Raw genomic sequence first — 17,980 nt, 5'->3', positions numbered from 1 at the left:
CCGCCGCCGTTCGTCATCGAACGAACGCGGATGGGCGACGCGGTGAAGCAATCGAAGAAGGAGGAAGCAGAAACGCAAACGGGCGCGCCATGCGCGCCCGTTCGGCGGATCGGAGCGATCGGCCGCAACGGGCCGGTCGCCGTGGCGGCGCGCGATGCGCCGCCGGAAGGTCAGTCACTCAGTAACGCGGCACGGACGGATCGACGTCGCGCGACCACGCGTCGATCCCGCCCTGCAGGTTGTACAGCTTCGTGAAGCCGCGCGATTCGAGGAACATCGCGACCTGGGCGCTGCGCATCCCGTGATGGCACACGCAGACGATTTCCGCTTCGTCGTCGAGCTCCTCGCTGCGCGCGGGGATCTGCTGCATCGGGATCGACATGCTGCCGGCGATCTGCGCGGTCGAGATTTCCCACGGCTCGCGCACGTCGAGCACGATCGGCGCGGGACGCGCCGGATCGCGAAGCCATTCCGCGAGCATCGCGGGCGTCAGGATCTGCATGGAAGCTCCGCCGCTCAGAACTTGAAGCGCGACGGTTCGATCGCGTTGACGAGGTGATTGACGTAGGTTTCGAACACGTCGGCGACACGGTACTGCTTGTCGTCGATGCGCGTGATGATTTGCGCCTTCATCACCGGACGGCCGCCGACGAACGCCGACAGGCGGCCGCCGATCTTCAGCTGTTCGAGCATCTGCTGCGGCACGACCGGCAGGCCGCCCGCGACGCAGATCACGTCGTACGGCGCCTTGTCGGGCCAACCGAGCGAGCCGTCGCCGAGCACGACTTCCGCGTTCGTCACGCCGTCGTTGCGCAGGTTGTCCGCCGCAAACTTTGCGATGGTCGGATCGATATCGACAGCCGTCACGTGCTGTGCGCGATGCGCGAACAGCGCAGCCAGATAGCCCGAACCCGCGCCGATCACGAGCACGTTTTCGTGCTTCTTGACCGCCAGTTCCTGCAGCACGCGCGCTTCGACGCGCGGAAACAGCATCTTGCTGCTGCCGCCGGGCAGCGGCAGCTCGAGGTCGGCGAACGCGAGATCGCGGTGTTCGGGCAACACGTAGTTTTCACGCTTGACGATCGCCAGCAGGCCCAGGACGTCCAGATCCAGCACGTCCCACGGCCGGATCTGTTGTTCGATCATGTTGAAACGCGCGTTTTCGATATTCATGGTGTGGTCACGCAGCCAGGTCGGCCATCAGCGGGGGTAGAGAAACTTCGTGATTGTACCAAACGGGGCAGCGGCGAAGCCTTCAGACGGCCTGCAACAGACCTTTACCCCTTGCTCTTCTTGATCTGCGCCTCGAATGCGAGGTCGAGCTTGCTCGCCTTGCGCGGCTTTTTGGGGCCGAATTCGTCGACGAACCTGACGAATTCGTCGAGCGGCAGCGGCTCGCTGCGCTTCTCGGCAGTGCCGCCCGAGCGGTCGACCAGATAGAACAGGCCGCCCGCCATCGCGACGGCCGCGAATTGCGGGTTGCCGGAACGGGTCTTCAGGCGTTCGACCGCGTTGGTTGCTTTGGTGGTGCGCATCGTGCGGATTCTTGCAGGGGCGTTGAGCCCCTTACTTTATCAAACCGGCCGCCCGCATGCGGCCGTGCGGCGTCAGACGGTGCGCGAGTAGCGTTGCCGCGGCGTCTGGCCGAGGTAGGCGTCGAATGCCATTGCGATGTTGCGCACGACCATTCGGCCGGCGGGGTGGATCGTCAGGCGGTCGCCTGCGATGGTCAGCAACCCGTCCTGCTCGAACGCGCGCAGCGCGTCGAGCTCGCGTGCGAAGTGGTCGACGAAGCGGATCCCGTGCGCGGCCTCGATATGCGAGAACGGCAGTTCGAGGTTGCACATCAGCTGGGTGATCACGTCCCGGCGCAGCCGGTCGTCAGCCGTGAGCCGCACGCCGCGCGCGATCGGCAGCCGGCCCGCGTCGAGCGCGGCGCCATACGCAGGGAGGTCCTTCGCGTTCTGCGCGTAGACGTCGCCGACCTTGCCGATCGACGACACGCCGAAGCCGACCAGGTCCGTATCCGCGCGCGTGCTGTAGCCCTGGAAATTGCGCTGCAGCGTGCCGTTTTGCTGCGCGCGTACGAGTTCGTCGGTCGGCCGCGCGAAGTGATCCATGCCGATGTACACGTAGCCGGCCTGCGTCAGCATGTCGATCGCGAGGCCGAGCAGCGCGACGCGCGTCGCGGGCGGCGGCAGCGTCGCGTCGTCGATCTGCCGCTGCATCTTGAACAGGTGCGGCATGTGCGCGTAGCCGAACACCGAGAGGCGGTCGGGCGCGAGTTCGATGATCGTCTCGAGCGTACGCGCGAACACGGCGACCGTCTGGTGCGGCAGCCCGTAGATCAGGTCAACGCTGACCGAATGGAAGCCCGTCGTGCGTGCGGTCGACAGCAGGTCGGCCGTCATCGCGAGCGGCTGGATCCGGTTGATCGCCTGCTGCACGACCGGGTCGAAATCCTGCACGCCGAGGCTCAGCCGGTTGAAGCCGATGTTGCGCAGGTGCACGAGCGTCGCGGGCGTGACCGTGCGCGGGTCGATCTCGATCGAGAACTCCGCGTCGGCGTCCGGCGCGAGCGTGAAGTGTTCGCGGGTGGCGACCATCAGCTCGGCCGTTTCGTCGTCGGACAGGAAGGTCGGCGTGCCGCCGCCCCAGTGCAGCTGCGTGACCGGGCGCGCGGGATCGAACAGCGCGGCCTGCAGCGCCAGCTCGCGCTTCAGTTGCTCGAGATACGGGCGCGCGCGGCGGCGGTTGTTGGTCGCGATCTTGTTGCAGCCGCAATAGAAGCAGGCCGTGTTGCAGAACGGGATGTGGAAGTACAGCGACAGGTCGCTCGACGACGCGCCGGGATCGCCCGCGGCGCGCACGTAGTCGGCCGGGTCGAAATCGTCGCGAAACTGCAGCGCGGTGGGGTAGGACGTATAGCGCGGCCCGTTCGCGCCGTACTTCGCGAGCAAATCGGGACGGAACAGGGTGTCGGCAGAACCGGAACTCATGATGGTCTCGCGCTTTTTAGATGCTTTCGAGTATATAAACGCGCATTCCGGCTGCATTGTGTAATAACGTCGCAGCCGGCGGTGGCACAATGCGCAGTGGGCTGCCGCACACTGCGTCCGGTTGCCGCACCGTTTTTCGTTGTTCGTGAGAGAGCAGAGTGTCCGTCGAAATGCCTGTCCGTCCGGCGCCCGCCGATGTCCCGTCGCCGCATGCGTGCCGCGAGCGGTGCGGCGCGTGCTGCATCGCGCCGTCGATATCCTCGCCGATTCCGGGGATGCCCGACGGCAAGCCGGCCGGCGTGCGCTGCGTGCAGCTCGGCGACGACCTGCGCTGCCGGATCTTCGGCCGGCCTGAGCGTCCCGCGTGCTGTTCGGGGCTGCAACCGTCCGTCGAGATGTGCGGTGCGTCGCGCGACGACGCGCTCGCGTGGCTGACGCGCCTCGAGGTCGCGACGCAGCCGTCGCCCGGCGCCGGCGCGGCCCGCTGACGCATTGCCCGCGCTGCCGTCCACCGGCATGCGTACGGAACCGGCGACATGCGCCGAAGCACTAACTTCGGTCCCCGGCCCGGCTTGCGGCCGAACCGGTAACCCGACTGCCGCTTTGCCCGATACAGGAGATTGTTCAGCATGACCGCATCTTGCACGCCCGGCCGGCGCCGCTTCCTCGCCGCCTGCGCCGGCGCCATCGGCGTGTCGGTATCGCTCGCCGCCTGCGCGTCGACGTTCCCGTTCATCCCCGATCACTACACGTTCTCGCGCGGCGACGTGCAGAAAGCCGTCGCGCGCAAGTTTCCGTACCAGAAGACGGTCGCGCAGGTCGTCGACGTGTCGCTCGCCAATCCGGCCGTCAACCTGCTGCCCGACCAGAACCGCGTCGCCGTGCAGCTCGACGCGCATTTCGCGAGTCCGTTCCTGCGCGAACCGGTGAGCGGCAAGTTCATCGTGTCGGGCCAGCTCGCTTACGACGCGCCGAGCCGCTCGGTCGTGCTGAAGGCGCCAGCCGTCGACAGCCTCGTGCTCGACGGCAACGCGCAGATGTACGCGCAACAGGTCGGCGCGGCCGCCGGCCTGCTCGCCACGCAGGTGCTGACCAACTACCCGATCTACACGTTCAAGCCCGAGCAGCTGCAATTTGCCGGCGTGAACTACGAACCCGGTACAATTACGATTCTTACAAACGGCATACGCGTGGCGATCGTCGAAAAGTGACGGCGCACCGCGCGCGGCCGGGCGGGCCGCGGCGGTGACGCGGCCCTTTCTTTCGACTACTTCGGAGTTGGGCCACGGATGGACTGGATCCTGATCTGCAAGGCATTGATCCTCGGCGTCGTCGAGGGGCTGACGGAATTCCTCCCGGTGTCGAGCACCGGCCACCTGATCGTCGCGGGCAGCTTCCTGAATTTCAACGATGCGCACGCGAAGACCTTCGATGTCGTGATCCAGTTCGGTGCGATCCTCGCGGTCTGCTGGGAATACCGGCAGCGGATCGTGTCCATCGTGACCGGGCTGCCGAGCCGGCCCGACGCGCGGCGCTTCACGCTGAACGTCGTGATCGCGACGATTCCCGCGATCGCGCTCGGCCTGCTGTTCGAGAAGAAGATCAAGGCCGTGCTGTTCTCGCCGGTGCCGGTCGCGTTCGCGCTCGTCGTCGGCGGCGCGATCATCCTGTGGGCCGAGGCGCGGCAGCGCGAACGCGGCGAGCCTCCGCGCGTGCAGTCGGTCGATGCGCTCACGCCGCTTGACGCGCTGAAAGTAGGCATCGCGCAATGTTTCGCGCTGGTGCCGGGCATGTCGCGTTCGGGTTCGACGATCATCGGCGGGATGCTGTTCGGCCTCGACCGGCGCGTCGCGACCGAATTCTCGTTCTTCCTCGCGATTCCGATCATCTTCGGCGCGACGCTCTATGAAACGGTCAAGGACTGGCAGGCGTTCACGGTCGATTCGCTCGGCCTGTTCGCGCTCGGGTTCGTGGCCGCGTTCGTCAGCGCGTTCGTGTGCGTGCGCTGGCTGTTGCGTTTCGTCGCGACGCACGACTTCACCGTGTTCGCGTGGTACCGGATCGCGTTCGGCCTGTTCGTGCTGCTGGTGGGTTACAGCGGGTGGCTGAACTGGGCGTGATGCCGGTGCGGCGGCGGGGGCGCATCCAATAGAAAACGGCCCGATCGGCAGCAGATGCCGGTCGGGCCGTTCGTCATTGTGCGGCGAGTCGCGTGCGTTGCGCGCCGTGTTCAGCTGGCGCGTTTGCGGAACACCAGGTCCCATACGCCGTGGCCGAGCCGCAGCCCGCGCCGTTCGAACTTCGTGACGGGGCGATAGTCGGGGCGCGGCGCGTAGTCGGCGGCCGTGTTTTCGAGCGTTGGTTCGGCGCCGAGCACTTCCAGCATCTGTTCCGCGTAGTTTTGCCAGTCGGTCGCGCAGTGCAGGTATGCACCGGGCTTCAGGCGCGATGCGAGATGCGCGACGAGCGGCGGCTGGATCAGCCGGCGCTTGTGGTGGCGCGCCTTGTGCCACGGATCCGGGAAGAAGATGTGCACCCCGTCGAGGCTTTCCGGCGCGAGCATGTGCTCGAGCACCTCGACCGCGTCGTGCTGGATGATGCGGATGTTCGGCAGGTCCTGCTCGCCGATCAGCTTCAGCAGCGCGCCGACACCCGGCTCGTGCACCTCGACGCCGAGGAAGTCGTCGCCTGGGCGGTGCGCGGCGATTTCCGCGGTCGATGCGCCCATCCCGAAACCGATCTCCAGGATACGCGGCGCGCGGCGGCCGAACACGGCGTCCCAGTCCGGGATTTCCGCCGCGTACGGAACGACGAAGCGCGGGCCGAGATCGTCGAGCGCGCGGCGCTGGCCGGTCGACACGCGGCCGGCGCGAGTCACGAAGCTGCGGATGCGGCGGCGGTGCAGCGGGTTGACTTCGTCGGCGCCGTCGGCGGCTTCGTCGGGAAGGGCGGCGTCGTCCGGCGGCAGGCCGGCTTCGTTCGGATCGTCGTGCATCATCGGTGGCAGAGAAAGGCTCGGTTCGGGCGCGGGCCCGTCATGCGCAGCGGCGCTACCGGATAAACCGGCAGATGGTACAAAAAAGCCGCCTTCGACGAGGCGGCTCTTGCGCAGGCTGCGAGCAGCCGAAGGTGGAGCGGGCGATGGGAATCGAACCCACGTCATCAGCTTGGGAAGCTGAGGTAATGGCCATTATACGACGCCCGCAGAACGCGTAATTCTACAGGGTTTGGCCCGGATGTTGCAAGCGAGCCGTTTTCGGCCGACTGCGTCGAAGCAGGCATGAGCTTGGTGGTTGGCCGACGGATCGCCGGGAGCGGGTGTCAAGGATCGGCCCGAATCCGTCCGTCAACGCAAGGCCGACCGGAACACGACGCGCGCCCGCACGCAGGCCCGTGTCGAAAATAGACGAGTCGGTGTCGGACGCATACAAGCCCCGGTGAAGCTTTCGAACTAACGTGACAGACCTCTTACCCGATCGTTAGTTTGGAGCCGACATGTCCGATTTCATCACCGTTCTGCGCAAAACCTGCCCGACCCCGGTCGTCGACGCGACCAAGTGGAAGCGCATCGGCGGCGATCCGCACACCGTGAACCTCAACGCCTACCTCTCGAAGGATGGCAGCAAGATCATGGGCACGTGGATCTGCACGCCGGGCAAGTTCGAGGTGAACTACGAGAAATGGGAGTACTGCCACTTCCTCGACGGCTATTGCATCATCACGCCGGAGGGCGAGGAGCCGGTGCATCTGAAGGCCGGCGACGTGTTCGTCATCGAACCCGGCATGAAAGGGACGTGGGAAGTGGTGGAGACGGTACGCAAGTACTTCGTGTTTGCCTGAGCGGGCCCGTCGATTCGACTCGCGTACGAGCGTCGGTCGAATCGATGCGTTGAAACGCATTCCGGTTCGGAAACAACACGCCGAGCGTGATCGCACGCTCGGCCGGTTCCGCTATCCCGTCGGTCCGACCGATCGCGCCGACTGCCTGTCGCTTGCGAGAGCGGTGGTGATGGGAGAGTGCGGATCGAATCCGCAGGTTCGACGATGAGAAAGAAGCTCGACCAGTCCTGAGTCGGTCAGGCCGCTCGCATGCGCCGCACCGACCAGCACGACGCGATTCGACAACGTCGAGGCGGCGTTCAATGCTCGATGCTCAACGCCTTTTCGATCGCGGCAATCAATCTGAATGCATCGTCTCGGCCGATCAGGAGGCCGCGACTGGTGTACTCGCAGCCGAACGCGTAGAAGCTCGGCAGAAGCGTGATCGCGTCGTTCTGTCGATCGAAATCGACTTCGCATTTCGTCAATGGGAAGAACGGAGGATCTTCGACGGTCGGCTGGTACACGGCGTTCTCCTAGTAGAGCTTGCGAGGCGGCAGCATGCGTTTCGCGCGCAGGCGCTGTCTCGCGACGGCGCTGGCTTTCTTGCGCTTGCGCTCGGTGGTCGGCTTTTCATAGCTCGTGCGACCGCGCAACTCGCGGATCAGGCCCGTCTTCTCGATGTTTCGACGGAAGCGCCGGAGCGCGACATCGACAGGTTCGTCGGGCTTGAGGATGATCGTCGTCATGTAGGTCCTGTTTCAAGACATGCGTGGAGGAAAACTAGCCGAGTCGGGTCATGACGGCACTCGCGATCTCGTCGGATTCGAATTCCGAATATCCGGCGCTGATCGACAATGCGCGTACGGCAGCGAACATCTGCAACTCGGGTTGGTGACGCAACGCAGAACCGGCGAGGCCGTCGTTCGGGACCGCGTCGGTCCTGGAAATCTCGCGCCGTTCGATCAGGCGGAGGAGTTCATCGATGATCATTTCGTCATCCGAATCAGAGTGCCGCCGCGCTGCCGCGACAGGAAGCGTCAAGGGGAATCGGCGAAGAGCGGCTGCTCGCCGCGATTGCCGTCGATGATTTCCTCCGCGTAGCGTACGGACGCCCGGCGCGCTTCGCCCGCCGATTCGAACGGTGCGTTCTCGAGCAGCCGGAACGTTTCGCTGCGGGTCAGCGTGTCGGCGGTGCCGCGCAGGCAGATCTTAACGGCCGCGTCGAAGCCGCCGTCGTAGTTGTGCGGATTACCGTTCAGCGACGGAATGTGCGGGTAGATCAGTGGATAGATTTCGAAGCCACGATAGAGATGCATGCTCATGATGAACTCCTGGGTTCGGTCGCGACAAATCGCGTGGACGAACGCATCCGACCGGTATCGCCGCGGCGCGGCGTGACGGGTGGGGTGAAAAGGGCGGCAATGCGTGCGGGTAACGGCGCGACGCAGTGAGAGGGTAGACGGCGGGGCGAGCGGAGTGACGCGAGCTCGGACAAAATTCATCATACGCGCTTCGCGTCGGATGTCCATCTAATTCGCGGCCGTGCCGGTGCGGTGCGATGATCGACGTCGAGGCCGCAACACGCTTCGCACATGACGCGGCATTCGTCCGCACTTCGACGTGGCACGGCGCGATTCGGATGATGTCGATCGAGTCCGATCCCTTCACCGCATCGTGACGGTCGCACGCCTGCACGACATCGCGCAAGCGCCTATGATGCAGCGATCCGCCAGTCGCGCCGGCCCGCAATGCGCGCATGGCCCGCGAACGCCGAACGTTTTCCCGGAACCCCGACCATGCGCATCATCGACATCCGCGAGCAAGCGATCCCGGTTTCCCGTTATGCCGATCCGGCGATTCCGTCGGGTGGCCTGACGACGAGCGTCGTCGCGATCGTCACCGATGTCGTGCGCGATGGCCGGCCGGTCACGGGTTACGGCTACGCATCGGTCGGCCGTCATGCACAGGGCGGGCTGATTCGCGAACGGTTCGCGCCGCGTCTGCTGGCCGCCGCGGACGCCATCGCCGACGATGCCGGCACGAACCTTGATCCATTTCGCGCATGGCGCGCGATGATGGCGGGCGAGAAGCCCGGCGGGCACGGCGAACGCTGCGTCGCGGTCGGCGTGCTCGACATGGCGATCTGGGATGCCGCCGCGAAGATCGCGGGCCTGCCGCTCCATCGCTTCGTCGCTGATCGGCTCGCGCGCGACGCGGCACCTCGCGTGCGTGTCTACGCGGGCGGCGGTTACCGCTATCCGCACGACGATCTCGCGCGCCTGTCGGACGAGATGCATCGCATCGCCGATCTCGGCTACACGCACGCGAAGATCAAGATCGGCGGCGCGGATGTCGATCACGACAAAAGACGCATCGAAGCCGCCGCGGCGTGTCTTGCCGACAGTTCGCATCTCGCGGTCGATGCGATGAACGCGTACGACGCGACGAGCGGACGCGCAGCCGCCGCGATGCTGGCACCGTTCGAACTCTGGTGGTTCGAGGATCTCTGCGATCCGCTCGACCTGCCGCTTCATGCGGACCTGATCGCGCAATACGCGCCGCCGGTCGCGGCCGGCGAGGCGTTGTTTTCGCTCGCGGAAGCGAAGCTGCTCGAACGCTACGGCGGTCTGCGCCCGGACCGCGACGTCCTCGTGTTCGATCCGGTTCATTGCTATGGCCTGCCGGGCTATCTGCAGATCGTCGACCATTTCGTGTCGAACGGCTGGCGGCGCGATGCGTTCTGGCCGCACGGCGGTCATCTGTTCTCGCTGCACGTCGTGTCGGCGCTCGGGCTCGGCGGCGCCGAAGTCAGCCCGTTCGCGTTCCGTCCGTTCAACGGGCTGGCGGACGGCGAATCGGTTGACGCCGGCTACGCGGCCGTGCCGCAGGCGCCGGGCATCGGCTTCGAGCTTCATGCCGATGCGTACCACGCGTTTCGCGCGGTAGCCGGCTTGTGAACGGCGCGGCCGGTCTCGGCGCGCGTCGATCGTGAAGCGGGCCGCGAATCCGAGCCTCGTCACCGCGATGAACCGGTCGAGCACACGCCACGTGAGCGCGCGGTCGAACCACGCGCGGCATGACCGTACGCCGTAGGCGAGCCACCGTCACCTGATCACGTGCACGCCGACCAGTAGCCACGCACCGCCGACGTCCAGACGTCGAAGCCACCGCTCGGCTATGCGCGCACGACCGTCACGCCCGCGGCCTCGATCGGCTCGGTCAGCGCTGCATCGGTTTCCTGTTCGACCACGATCGCTTGCGCGAGCGCGAGCTCGCCGATCACGAACTGCGACGCCGCTCGCAGTTTGGATTGCGAAGCCAGCACGACCGTCTCGCCGGCGCGCCCCGCCAATGCGCGCTTGATCGCTGCTTCCTCGAAGTCGCCGGTGCTCAGCCCCGCGACCGGATGAACGCCGGTCACGCCCATGAAATACAGGTCCGCGTGGATGCGCGAGATGCCTTCCATCGCCGCGGCGCCCACCGCGACGATCGAATGCTTGTACAGCCGTCCGCCGATCAGGATCACGTCGATCGACGGATGCGCGGCCAGCGCGACGGCGACGCTCGGGCTGTGCGTGACGATCGTCGCGCGTAGCTCGGGCGGCAACTGGCTGACGAGCAGTGCCGACGTCGTGCCGCCGTCGACGATCACGACTTGTCCGGGCGCGATCATCTGCGCCGCCCGGCGCGCGATGCGCCGCTTTTCCGCGGTTTCGAGCGCCTCGCGCTGCGCGAACGGCGCGACCGCCGGCGACGCCGGCAATGCGCCGCCGTGCACGCGCTGCAGCAGGCCCTCGGCCGCCAGTTCGCGCAGGTCGCGCCGGATCGTGTCCTCGGACACGCCGAATTGCGCGCTCAGCTCGACGGCCAGCACCTGGCCGTCGCGGGCGAGCGCGTCGAGGATCGCTTTCTTGCGTTGGGTCGTCAGCATCGGAATTGCACAAAATTTCTTGAAATTGCACGAATGTGCACGTTACCATGCGTGCCGTCACTTGTCGAATGGGAGACCACCATGGCCGCAACGCGGGACCGTGTCCGCATCGTCGATACGACGGTGCTGTCCGATGACTGGTATGTGCTGAAGAAGGTAACGTTCGATTTTCTGCGCCGCGACGGAACGTGGCAGCGTCTGAGCCGCGAAACGTACGACCGCGGCAACGGCGCGACGATCCTGCTGCGCAACGCGGCGACGGGCGACGTGCTGCTCACGCGGCAGTTCCGGATGCCGGCGTTCGTCAACGGACACGACGGGATGCTGCTCGAAGCCGCCGCCGGCCTGCTCGACGACGCGACGCCCGACGCCCGGATTCGCGCGGAGGCCGAAGAGGAAACCGGCTATCGCGTGCGCGGCGTGCGCAAGGTGTTCGAGGCGTTCATGAGTCCGGGCTCGGTGACGGAAAAGCTGCATTTCTTCGTCGGCGAATACGATGCGTCGCTGCGCACGGGCGACGGCGGCGGCATCGCGGAGGAGGGCGAGGATCTCGAGGTCGTCGAGATGCCGCTGCACGCGGCGCTGGATGCCGTCGAGCGGGGTGAGATCGTCGACGCGAAGACGATCATGCTGCTGCAGTACGTCGCGCTGCGGGAACCCGCGAGCGGGCGCGCCGCGGCGGCGTGATGTCGCGGCGCGGCGCCCGAACCGGCGTATGATCGCGCGACGCCACTCGCGCACCGTTCGACGCTTCCGCTGCTCCATCATGCCGATTTCCGACTCCTCCGATTTCACCGATTCCAGCGCCGCTGCCGCATCACTGCCGGCTCATCTGGTCGCGTCCGCCGTCGAGGCACTCGCGCGCGCCGATGCCCTGCTCGTGACAGCCGGCGCCGGCATCGGCGTCGATTCGGGGCTGCCTGATTTCCGCGGCACGGACGGCTTCTGGCGCGCGTATCCGGCGCTGCGCCACGAGCGTTTCGAATTCCACGAGATTGCCTCGCCGCAGGCGTTCCGCGCGCATCCGCAGCTTGCGTGGGGCTTTTACGGCCACCGTCTCGGACTTTACCGGCAGACGGTGCCGCACGCGGGCTTCGCGATTTTGCGGCGCTGGATGGACGCGATGCCGAACGGCGGCTTCGTGCTGACGAGCAACGTCGACGGCCAGTTCCAGAAGGCCGGTTTCGATCCGGCGCGTGTCGCCGAGATTCACGGTTCGATTCATTCGATGCAGTGCCTGCGACCGTGCTCGGACGACACCTGGGGCGCCGCGCCGTTCACGCCCGACGTCGATGCGGCCGCGTGCCGGCTGGTCGGCGAGCTGCCGCGCTGCCCGCATTGCGGCGGCCTCGCGCGACCGAACATCCTGATGTTCGGCGACAACGGCTGGCTCGGCGAACGCTACGACGCGCAGGAGCGGGCGCTGCAGGACTGGATCGTACAGGCGGGATGGGTGACCGTCGTCGAGGTCGGCGCGGGCACCGCGATTCCCACCGTGCGTCTCTTGAGCGAACGGCTTGGTGCCGACGTGATTCGCATCAACGCACGCGAAGCCCATGCCCGCCGCGCGGACGTGATCGGGTTGAAGGGCGGCGCGCTCGCGACGCTCGTCGCGCTCGACCGAGCATGGCACGGCGGCTGAGCGGCGCGGGACGAACCGGCCGGCCGCGGCCGCGCGATCACGGCTGCGCGACGAGCGCCTGGACGAGCGCCGGCGCGATCGGCGAGCCGAGGCCCGTCACGTAGTCGTAGCCGCCCGCTGCGTTGCAGATGCTGCCGCAAGTGCCGTTGGATCCGGTCGTTACGTCGTGATAGTCGCTGCCGTAGGCGTTTTTCCCGATCGTATAGAGCGTGTCGTAGGTGCCGCTCAGCGAGTGTTTGCCGGCCGCCGCACGCAGCGAATTCGCGATCGCGACGAGCGCCGACCATTGCGGCGCGCCCGCGCTCGTGCCGCCGACCTGGAACCAGCCCGCCTGCCCCTGATAGGTGACCGAGTCGTACACCGCGAAGCCGCTGGACGGATTCGCGTCGTAGCTGACATCGGGCACGCCGCGCTTGCCGGCCACCGGCACCGGCCAGCCGGTCTGCCCGGCCGGCTCGGCCTCGATCGAGCTGACACCGCCGCCGCTGCCGCTCCACGCGGCCTCGCCGACGTAGGCGCCGGACGCGTCGGTCGACAACGTCGTGCCGCCCACCGCCACCACGTACGGCGACGCCGCCGGGTACTCGGTGCCGGTGCCGCTGTCGCCGGACGATGCGACGAACGTGACGCCCGATACGTTGAAGTGGCTGTCGAAGCCGGTCTCGCTGCCGAACTCGTTGCCGCCGAAGCTCATCGACACGACCGATGCGCCGCGCTTGACCGCGACGTCGACCGCGGCCATCAGGTCGCTGAAGCTGGCCGACGCGGCTTCGACGAGCACGATCTTCGCCTTCGGCGCGATCGCATGCACCCATTCGACATCGAGCGACATCTCGAGCGACCAGCCCGCGTCCGTCTTGGGTCGCGCGCCGCGCGCGTAGACCTTGGTGAAGCAGCCGTTCGACGAAGTGCAGGCCGGTAGCGAGAACGCGTTGCTGAATACGCCGAGATCGGCTTCGATTTTCGGATCGTCGTACGCGTCGACGATCGCGACGACCATCCCGTCGCCCTGGTTGGCGATCGAATCGAACCCGTACGCATGCCGTACGAGCACGGGTGTGAGGCCGGCCACCGTGGCGGTGTTCGCGCGCTGTTTCGTATGGAATGGCGGGCGCGCATAGCCTTTCGGCGCGCGGTTGCCTTCGACGTAGGACGGGGGGCCGTTGTCCTCGGCGAGCGCGACGCTCGATGCGAGCAGCGACGCGCACAGCGCCGGAATCAACATGGATGACAGGCGGTAATTGTTCATTTTTCGAGTCTCCATGCCGATGGAGTGGTGGGCGAAATTATTTTACGAAACTGGTCGAATGAATTGCATGGAATATCGGCCTGATTCGGGAATGTCTGGATTAGGGAAAACATGCGGCGTGGGGCCGCGCGGCTGATTTTTCGACTTCGGGAAAATCAGATGAATAATCGATTTGTTTATAGTGATTTGTAATGTCCTGCGTAATGCATTGGAAAATGCCGAGCCCGGCGTCGCATGGAAATAATGAAATGCGTGATTCCGGCGCGACACGATCCGGTGCGCGCCGGGGTGCCGGCCGGCATTGCCGGCGCGGCGCGATTGCGCATACAGTTCGGCGTAGGCCGCATCCGCCATGCGGCCTCGTCAGCGAGGAGCTCCCTTGTTCTATTCGATCGTCGCGATCTTCGTCGGCGCCGGGCTCGGCGCGTTGCTGCGCTGGTTCCTGAGCCTTGCGCTCAACGCGTTCTTTCCCGCCGTGCCGCTCGGCACGCTCGCCGCGAACCTGATCGGCGGCTACGTGATCGGCATCGCGGCCGTCGCGTTTACCACCCGCGTCGGGCTGCCGCCTGAGTGGCGGCTCTTCGTGATCACCGGCTTCCTCGGCGGCCTCACGACGTTCTCGACCTATTCGGTCGAAGTGATGACGCACGCGGTGCAGGGCGAATTGGGATGGGCGTTCGCGGTGGCTGCCCTACACTTGACTGGATCGTTCACGCTGACGGCGCTCGGCATGTGGACCGCGCGCGCGTGGTTCGCGGTGGCCTGAGCGCGTCGGCATCGGGAGGACGCGATGGACAGGGTCTTCTTGCGTTTCTACGTGCACGAGCAGCACCGGCTGCACTGGAAGCCGCTGTGGGAGTGGTTGCTGGAGGAGGGAAACCGGATGGGTGTCGCGGGCGGTTCGGCGTTTCGTGCGATGGCCGGCTTCGGCCGGCATCGGGTGCTGCACGAGGACCGCTTTTTCGAGCTGCAGGGTTCGCTCGCGATCGAGGTCGAGTTCATCGTCACCGAGGACGAGGCGCAGCAACTGCTCGAGCGGCTGACGCGCGAGAAGGTGCGCGTGTGCTACGCGATGATTCCCGCGCGCTTCGGCGTGATCGACACGCTCGAGGCGCCGCCGGCGCAGGGGCCGGCAGCGTAGCGCAATACGTCAGATGCCGAACATCGTCAGCGACACGGCGGCGCGCGTGACGATCATCAGCAGCACCTGGACGATCACGAACAGCAGGATCGGCGACAGGTCGATGCCGCCTAGGTTCGGAATCACGCGGCGCAGCGGGTTCAGGAAAGGCGCGGTGAGCTGGTAGAGGATCGGCATCGCCGGCGAGCGCGGATTGAGCCACGACAGCAGCGCCATCAGGATCGTCATCCAGATCACGAGATTGAGCGCCCACTTCACGACGGTGAGCAGCGCGACCACGACGAGCGTCGCGATCACCGAGGCCGGATCCAGGCCGGCCATCACGACCATCAGCACCACATAGACGAGCGCGGTGAGGAGGGCGGCGACGACGCTTGCCCAGTCGATGCCGCGCACGCCCGCGATCACGCGGCGCAGCGGCAGCACGAGCCAGTTGGTCGCCTGCAGCACGGCCTGCGTGACGGGGTTGTACGGCGGCACGCGGACGGCCTGCATCCAGACGCGCAGAATCAGCGCGGCGCCGAACAGCGTGAAGACGGTATTGAGCAGAAAACGGGCGATCTCGCCGAACATCGTTGGCATCCTTTTTATACAGTCGAGTAGCGTGCGGCCGCCAACGCCGGATGGCGGCGCATCGGCCGACACCTTATCACGCCTCGTCTCGCGGCGGGGAGGGGTGCCCGATCGTGCGCTCGAGCGACGTTTCGACGGCCTGCGCAAGCGCCGGCAGCGCGGGCGGCGGCGCCGCGCGCTTCGCCGCGAGCGCGACCGCGCGGCGGGTCATCAGCGCATACAGCGTCGCATGGTCGCCGCCGCGCGCCTCGAGCAGCGCGAGCTGACGCTCGACGATGCCGGTGTCGCCACGCGACACCGGGCCCGCCAGGGCGTTCGCGAGGCCCTTGTCGCGCGCGGTCGCGATCGTGCCGGTGAGCATCGGCAGCAGCGCGCGCAACGCGGCTTCCTCGTCGAAGCCGAGGCCGCGCCACAGCTCGACCGCTTCCGACAGCCCGCAGAGCGCGAAACTCGCCGCGTAATGCGCGGCCGCGTGATACAGCATTCGGCCGCCGGCCGGAATCGACAGCGGATGGCAGCCGAGTGCGGCAGCAAGTCGCAGCAGCGTCGCGTGCAGCGCGCCGTCGGCTTCGAGCGTGACCGAGCAGCCGTCGATGCGGGTGAGATCGGCGTCCGTGCCGCCGAACAGATAGAGCGGATGGAAGCCGCCCGTGGCCGCGCCTTGCCGCTTTGCCGGATCGAGCAACTCGACCGCCGACGCGCCGCTGCAGTGGACGAGCGCCTGGCTTGCCGCGCGCGCCGCGTCGAACCGCAGCGCGGCGGCGGTCGAGGCGAGATGGTCGTCGGGCACGGTCAGGAAGATCAGGTCGGCGGTGTCGACGACCTGCTGCGGCGTGTCGACCGCCCGGCAGCCGTCGATGCGCGCGGCAAGCGCCGCGGCCGATTCCGCCGTGCGGCTCGCGATCGCGACGACCGGAAAGCCGGCCGCCGCGAAGCGCAGCGCGAGACAGCGCGCCAGGCGGCCGGCGCCGATGAAGCCGAGGCGGGGAGTGTCGGGGAGGGGCATGGCGGGTCACGAAGCGCAAACGGAGCAGACGCCAGTATCGCAGGAATGACGGGGCGGTCGTGGATAGGCGGCGTTGCCGAACGGGGACGGCCCGAACGATCGGCGTTCGGTACGGACAACCGGCAAATTCGCGCGGCGGCTTCGTCCCGTCGAAGGCGGCTCAATCCGGCCCCAAATCACGCGGCGGCTGTGCCCCGCTTGGCGTGTCGGCGTCCTGTCGCAAATTTGTAATCGTTGATTACTGAAGCATCCGCGCCGCGCTTACCGGATCCGGTAAAACTGACCGGCCGGCATGGCGCGATTTCCCTGGTCGGACGGAATCGCGGGACCCGCGAGGGGGATCGCCGGTCCGCGCAGCCCTGCCGCACGGTGGCTGCGGCCGCGTGGAATTGCAATTTGCAACAAATGCGCGATACGCGGGCGGCGGGTTTTCGCTACATTGCATCCATGCGACGTGCATGCCCGCCGTTGCCGACAGGAGCGCACAAATTACCGCTCCAGCAGGAGAATCGAAGTGAAAAAGCTCATTCCGTTCATCGCCGTCGCCGCGCTGGCCCTGGGTGCCGCAAGCGCCGCGCAGGCCCACGTGTCGATCGGGGTCGGCATCGGTGTCCCGGTCGCACCTGCGTATCCCGTGTATGCGCCGCCTCCGCCCGTGTACTACGCACCGCCGCCGCCCGTGTATTACGCGCCGGCGCCGGCTTACTATGCGCCGCCCGCCGTGGTCGTCGGCGGCTACGGTGGCTACTACGGCCGTCCGTACTGGCGTCACGGCTACGGCGGCTGGGGTCACCACGGCTGGCGTCGTTGACGCATTCCGCGTGGCGGCCTGACCGCGCGCGGCAAAACGGCGCAACGTCCCTCGCGGGGCGTTGCGCCGTTTTTCATTCGGGGCGCGGCTCGGCGCGCGGCGGTCACGCCGCGTGGGCAATCAGGTCGCGGTAGCCGCCGACGATCACGCTGTACGAGAAATACGCGAACAGCAGCGCCGACGCGACGTGGCACGCGCGCATCATCCCCGCACCCGCGCGCTTGCGGCCCTGGCTCGCGAGCGTGCACATGAAGAGCGTCCACGCGAGGCCGCCGAGGAAGAAGCCGGACAGGAACACCGACGCCGTCGCCGGCGTGGTCGCGCCGGCCTTCGCGATCAGCGCGCCGCCGACCGCCGCGAACCACAGGATCGCGCTCGGCGACGACATCGCAAGCAGCATCCCGCGCACGAAGCTGCGCCGCGCGCTGGCACGCGGCTGCGGTGTTTCGTCGGCCGTGCCGTCGTCGGCGCTGCCGGCCGGCGCGAGCGCTTCACGCGCCATCTTCCACGTGAGGAACAGCAGCACCGCACCGCCGCCGATCCAGACGATCCAGCGCACGGCCTCGAACTGCAGCAGCACGGCCATGCCCGCGAGCGCGAGCGCCGCGTAGACGAGATCGCCGAAGCACGAGCCGACGCCGAGCCAGAAGCCCGGCCGGAAGCCGTGCGACAGCGTCAGCGACAGCATCGCGACGTTGACGAGGCCGATGTCGAGACACAGCGACAGCGACAGGAAGAACCCGTCGGACAGCATCGAGGCGGGGGGAAAGCTCATCGTCGTTCTTGTCGGGTGCGTTCAAGGCGTG

Annotated in this window: 25 protein-coding genes and 1 tRNA gene; 10 read left to right on the top strand and 16 right to left on the bottom strand. The window is 67.0% G+C overall.

The window, feature by feature from the left end; genetic code table 11:
- Positions 1-178 precede the first annotated feature (178 nt).
- From HWX22_RS06555 to hemN, 4 genes are all read right to left on the bottom strand, one after another.
- Entirely contained in the window at positions 179-502 is a 324-nt protein-coding gene (locus HWX22_RS06555; protein ID WP_059820185.1) for a rhodanese-like domain-containing protein, read from the bottom strand.
- Positions 503-516: 14 nt separating this feature from the next.
- Complete coding sequence (locus tag HWX22_RS06550; RefSeq protein ID WP_059530282.1) at positions 517-1,173, bottom strand: protein-L-isoaspartate O-methyltransferase; 657 nt, start codon at positions 1,171-1,173, stop codon at positions 517-519.
- A gap of 104 nt (positions 1,174-1,277) precedes the next feature.
- On the bottom strand, positions 1,278-1,535 hold the full coding sequence (locus HWX22_RS06545; RefSeq protein WP_059448113.1) for a hypothetical protein: 258 nt from the start codon (positions 1,533-1,535) through the stop codon (positions 1,278-1,280).
- A gap of 72 nt (positions 1,536-1,607) precedes the next feature.
- A complete protein-coding gene (hemN, locus tag HWX22_RS06540) occupies positions 1,608-2,999 on the bottom strand; it encodes an oxygen-independent coproporphyrinogen III oxidase (protein WP_175915245.1) in 1,392 nt (463 codons plus the stop codon).
- 170 nt (positions 3,000-3,169) lie between these two features.
- Here hemN and HWX22_RS06535 point away from each other — a divergent pair, with 170 nt between their 5' ends.
- From HWX22_RS06535 to HWX22_RS06525, 3 genes are all read left to right on the top strand, one after another.
- Positions 3,170-3,487: a YkgJ family cysteine cluster protein gene (locus HWX22_RS06535; protein ID WP_175915244.1), complete on the top strand. Its 318-nt coding sequence runs from the start codon at positions 3,170-3,172 to the stop codon at positions 3,485-3,487.
- Positions 3,488-3,628: 141 nt separating this feature from the next.
- Complete coding sequence (locus tag HWX22_RS06530; RefSeq protein WP_059820188.1) at positions 3,629-4,210, top strand: DUF1439 domain-containing protein; 582 nt, start codon at positions 3,629-3,631, stop codon at positions 4,208-4,210.
- 78 nt (positions 4,211-4,288) lie between these two features.
- Positions 4,289-5,119 (top strand): undecaprenyl-diphosphate phosphatase, encoded by an 831-nt coding sequence (locus HWX22_RS06525; protein ID WP_175915243.1) that lies wholly within the window; start codon positions 4,289-4,291, stop codon positions 5,117-5,119.
- A 110-nt stretch (positions 5,120-5,229) separates the two neighbouring features.
- Here the strand turns inward: HWX22_RS06525 and trmB are convergent, their stop codons facing one another.
- Positions 5,230-5,997 (bottom strand): tRNA (guanosine(46)-N7)-methyltransferase TrmB, encoded by a 768-nt coding sequence (trmB, locus tag HWX22_RS06520; RefSeq protein WP_059530270.1) that lies wholly within the window; start codon positions 5,995-5,997, stop codon positions 5,230-5,232.
- 132 nt (positions 5,998-6,129) lie between these two features.
- Positions 6,130-6,204 (bottom strand) — tRNA-Gly (locus tag HWX22_RS06515).
- 290 nt (positions 6,205-6,494) lie between these two features.
- Between HWX22_RS06515 and HWX22_RS06510 the strand changes: the two genes are divergently transcribed.
- Positions 6,495-6,839 (top strand): cupin domain-containing protein, encoded by a 345-nt coding sequence (locus HWX22_RS06510; RefSeq protein ID WP_059466993.1) that lies wholly within the window; start codon positions 6,495-6,497, stop codon positions 6,837-6,839.
- Between the two features lie 299 nt (positions 6,840-7,138).
- Here HWX22_RS06510 and HWX22_RS06505 read toward each other — a convergent pair whose 3' ends face one another.
- The 4 genes from HWX22_RS06505 to HWX22_RS06490 are packed head-to-tail and all read right to left on the bottom strand — an operon-like array spanning position 7,139 to position 8,143.
- Complete coding sequence (locus tag HWX22_RS06505; RefSeq protein WP_059530263.1) at positions 7,139-7,345, bottom strand: hypothetical protein; 207 nt, start codon at positions 7,343-7,345, stop codon at positions 7,139-7,141.
- A gap of 9 nt (positions 7,346-7,354) precedes the next feature.
- Entirely contained in the window at positions 7,355-7,567 is a 213-nt protein-coding gene (rpsU, locus tag HWX22_RS06500; protein WP_059530260.1) for a 30S ribosomal protein S21, read from the bottom strand.
- A gap of 34 nt (positions 7,568-7,601) precedes the next feature.
- A complete protein-coding gene (locus tag HWX22_RS06495) occupies positions 7,602-7,811 on the bottom strand; it encodes a hypothetical protein (RefSeq protein WP_059530257.1) in 210 nt (69 codons plus the stop codon).
- 47 nt (positions 7,812-7,858) lie between these two features.
- Positions 7,859-8,143 (bottom strand): hypothetical protein, encoded by a 285-nt coding sequence (locus tag HWX22_RS06490; protein WP_059820193.1) that lies wholly within the window; start codon positions 8,141-8,143, stop codon positions 7,859-7,861.
- A 474-nt stretch (positions 8,144-8,617) separates the two neighbouring features.
- Between HWX22_RS06490 and HWX22_RS06485 the strand changes: the two genes are divergently transcribed.
- The gene (locus HWX22_RS06485) at positions 8,618-9,778 is read left to right on the top strand and encodes an enolase C-terminal domain-like protein (protein WP_059820194.1); all 1,161 of its coding nucleotides are present in this window, start codon (positions 8,618-8,620) and stop codon (positions 9,776-9,778) included.
- A gap of 218 nt (positions 9,779-9,996) precedes the next feature.
- Here the strand turns inward: HWX22_RS06485 and HWX22_RS06480 are convergent, their stop codons facing one another.
- On the bottom strand, positions 9,997-10,752 hold the full coding sequence (locus tag HWX22_RS06480) for a DeoR/GlpR family DNA-binding transcription regulator (RefSeq protein ID WP_175915242.1): 756 nt from the start codon (positions 10,750-10,752) through the stop codon (positions 9,997-9,999).
- A gap of 81 nt (positions 10,753-10,833) precedes the next feature.
- Between HWX22_RS06480 and HWX22_RS06475 the strand changes: the two genes are divergently transcribed.
- Positions 10,834-11,439, top strand: coding sequence for an NUDIX domain-containing protein (locus tag HWX22_RS06475; protein ID WP_175907528.1), 606 nt, complete (start codon positions 10,834-10,836; stop codon positions 11,437-11,439).
- A gap of 79 nt (positions 11,440-11,518) precedes the next feature.
- A complete protein-coding gene (locus HWX22_RS06470) occupies positions 11,519-12,394 on the top strand; it encodes a Sir2 family NAD-dependent protein deacetylase (protein WP_175907526.1) in 876 nt (291 codons plus the stop codon).
- A 37-nt stretch (positions 12,395-12,431) separates the two neighbouring features.
- On the opposite strand, the gene HWX22_RS06465 is transcribed toward HWX22_RS06470, so the two are convergent.
- Both HWX22_RS06465 and HWX22_RS06460 read right to left on the bottom strand, forming a co-directional pair.
- A complete protein-coding gene (locus HWX22_RS06465) occupies positions 12,432-13,643 on the bottom strand; it encodes a S53 family peptidase (protein ID WP_175907525.1) in 1,212 nt (403 codons plus the stop codon).
- Positions 13,644-13,685: 42 nt separating this feature from the next.
- On the bottom strand, positions 13,686-13,997 hold the full coding sequence (locus tag HWX22_RS06460) for a hypothetical protein (protein WP_175907523.1): 312 nt from the start codon (positions 13,995-13,997) through the stop codon (positions 13,686-13,688).
- Positions 13,998-14,022: 25 nt separating this feature from the next.
- Here HWX22_RS06460 and crcB point away from each other — a divergent pair, with 25 nt between their 5' ends.
- Together crcB and HWX22_RS06450 are read left to right on the top strand one after the other, a co-directional pair.
- A complete protein-coding gene (gene crcB / locus HWX22_RS06455) occupies positions 14,023-14,409 on the top strand; it encodes a fluoride efflux transporter CrcB (RefSeq protein ID WP_175907521.1) in 387 nt (128 codons plus the stop codon).
- A 24-nt stretch (positions 14,410-14,433) separates the two neighbouring features.
- Positions 14,434-14,784, top strand: coding sequence for a DUF190 domain-containing protein (locus HWX22_RS06450; RefSeq protein WP_059690770.1), 351 nt, complete (start codon positions 14,434-14,436; stop codon positions 14,782-14,784).
- A gap of 9 nt (positions 14,785-14,793) precedes the next feature.
- On the opposite strand, the gene HWX22_RS06445 is transcribed toward HWX22_RS06450, so the two are convergent.
- Positions 14,794-15,357: a YggT family protein gene (locus tag HWX22_RS06445; protein ID WP_059530230.1), complete on the bottom strand. Its 564-nt coding sequence runs from the start codon at positions 15,355-15,357 to the stop codon at positions 14,794-14,796.
- Between the two features lie 76 nt (positions 15,358-15,433).
- Entirely contained in the window at positions 15,434-16,363 is a 930-nt protein-coding gene (locus tag HWX22_RS06440; RefSeq protein WP_059699410.1) for a DUF2520 domain-containing protein, read from the bottom strand.
- A 514-nt stretch (positions 16,364-16,877) separates the two neighbouring features.
- On the opposite strand from HWX22_RS06440, the gene HWX22_RS06435 reads away from it, so the two are divergent.
- Positions 16,878-17,174, top strand: coding sequence for a hypothetical protein (locus HWX22_RS06435; RefSeq protein ID WP_059690772.1), 297 nt, complete (start codon positions 16,878-16,880; stop codon positions 17,172-17,174).
- A gap of 103 nt (positions 17,175-17,277) precedes the next feature.
- Here the strand turns inward: HWX22_RS06435 and HWX22_RS06430 are convergent, their stop codons facing one another.
- Positions 17,278-17,949, bottom strand: coding sequence for a LysE family transporter (locus HWX22_RS06430; protein ID WP_175907517.1), 672 nt, complete (start codon positions 17,947-17,949; stop codon positions 17,278-17,280).
- Between the last annotated feature and the right edge of the window lie 31 nt (positions 17,950-17,980).

This window comes from Burkholderia sp. BCC1638 (assembly GCF_902833195.1).
Classification (GTDB): domain Bacteria; phylum Pseudomonadota; class Gammaproteobacteria; order Burkholderiales; family Burkholderiaceae; genus Burkholderia; species Burkholderia diffusa.
Note: the sequence above shows the minus strand (reverse complement) of the source record. Positions and strands in the feature narration are given on the sequence as shown.

What these genes read in the sequence shown, in the direction of transcription:
- HWX22_RS06555 (WP_059820185.1), bottom strand. Translation starts at nt 502, where the DNA reads ATGCAGATCCTGACGCCCGCGATGCTCGCGGAATGGCTTCGCGATCCG.
- HWX22_RS06550 (WP_059530282.1), bottom strand. Translation starts at nt 1,173, where the DNA reads ATGAATATCGAAAACGCGCGTTTCAACATGATCGAACAACAGATCCGG.
- HWX22_RS06545 (WP_059448113.1), bottom strand. Translation starts at nt 1,535, where the DNA reads ATGCGCACCACCAAAGCAACCAACGCGGTCGAACGCCTGAAGACCCGT.
- hemN (WP_175915245.1), bottom strand. Translation starts at nt 2,999, where the DNA reads ATGAGTTCCGGTTCTGCCGACACCCTGTTCCGTCCCGATTTGCTCGCG.
- HWX22_RS06535 (WP_175915244.1), top strand. Translation starts at nt 3,170, where the DNA reads ATGCCTGTCCGTCCGGCGCCCGCCGATGTCCCGTCGCCGCATGCGTGC.
- HWX22_RS06530 (WP_059820188.1), top strand. Translation starts at nt 3,629, where the DNA reads ATGACCGCATCTTGCACGCCCGGCCGGCGCCGCTTCCTCGCCGCCTGC.
- HWX22_RS06525 (WP_175915243.1), top strand. Translation starts at nt 4,289, where the DNA reads ATGGACTGGATCCTGATCTGCAAGGCATTGATCCTCGGCGTCGTCGAG.
- trmB (WP_059530270.1), bottom strand. Translation starts at nt 5,997, where the DNA reads ATGATGCACGACGATCCGAACGAAGCCGGCCTGCCGCCGGACGACGCC.
- HWX22_RS06510 (WP_059466993.1), top strand. Translation starts at nt 6,495, where the DNA reads ATGTCCGATTTCATCACCGTTCTGCGCAAAACCTGCCCGACCCCGGTC.
- rpsU (WP_059530260.1), bottom strand. Translation starts at nt 7,567, where the DNA reads ATGACGACGATCATCCTCAAGCCCGACGAACCTGTCGATGTCGCGCTC.
- HWX22_RS06495 (WP_059530257.1), bottom strand. Translation starts at nt 7,811, where the DNA reads ATGATCATCGATGAACTCCTCCGCCTGATCGAACGGCGCGAGATTTCC.
- HWX22_RS06490 (WP_059820193.1), bottom strand. Translation starts at nt 8,143, where the DNA reads ATGAGCATGCATCTCTATCGTGGCTTCGAAATCTATCCACTGATCTAC.
- HWX22_RS06485 (WP_059820194.1), top strand. Translation starts at nt 8,618, where the DNA reads ATGCGCATCATCGACATCCGCGAGCAAGCGATCCCGGTTTCCCGTTAT.
- HWX22_RS06480 (WP_175915242.1), bottom strand. Translation starts at nt 10,752, where the DNA reads ATGCTGACGACCCAACGCAAGAAAGCGATCCTCGACGCGCTCGCCCGC.
- HWX22_RS06475 (WP_175907528.1), top strand. Translation starts at nt 10,834, where the DNA reads ATGGCCGCAACGCGGGACCGTGTCCGCATCGTCGATACGACGGTGCTG.
- HWX22_RS06470 (WP_175907526.1), top strand. Translation starts at nt 11,519, where the DNA reads ATGCCGATTTCCGACTCCTCCGATTTCACCGATTCCAGCGCCGCTGCC.
- HWX22_RS06465 (WP_175907525.1), bottom strand. Translation starts at nt 13,643, where the DNA reads ATGAACAATTACCGCCTGTCATCCATGTTGATTCCGGCGCTGTGCGCG.
- HWX22_RS06460 (WP_175907523.1), bottom strand. Translation starts at nt 13,997, where the DNA reads ATGGCGGATGCGGCCTACGCCGAACTGTATGCGCAATCGCGCCGCGCC.
- HWX22_RS06450 (WP_059690770.1), top strand. Translation starts at nt 14,434, where the DNA reads ATGGACAGGGTCTTCTTGCGTTTCTACGTGCACGAGCAGCACCGGCTG.
- HWX22_RS06445 (WP_059530230.1), bottom strand. Translation starts at nt 15,357, where the DNA reads ATGTTCGGCGAGATCGCCCGTTTTCTGCTCAATACCGTCTTCACGCTG.
- HWX22_RS06440 (WP_059699410.1), bottom strand. Translation starts at nt 16,363, where the DNA reads ATGCCCCTCCCCGACACTCCCCGCCTCGGCTTCATCGGCGCCGGCCGC.
- HWX22_RS06430 (WP_175907517.1), bottom strand. Translation starts at nt 17,949, where the DNA reads ATGAGCTTTCCCCCCGCCTCGATGCTGTCCGACGGGTTCTTCCTGTCG.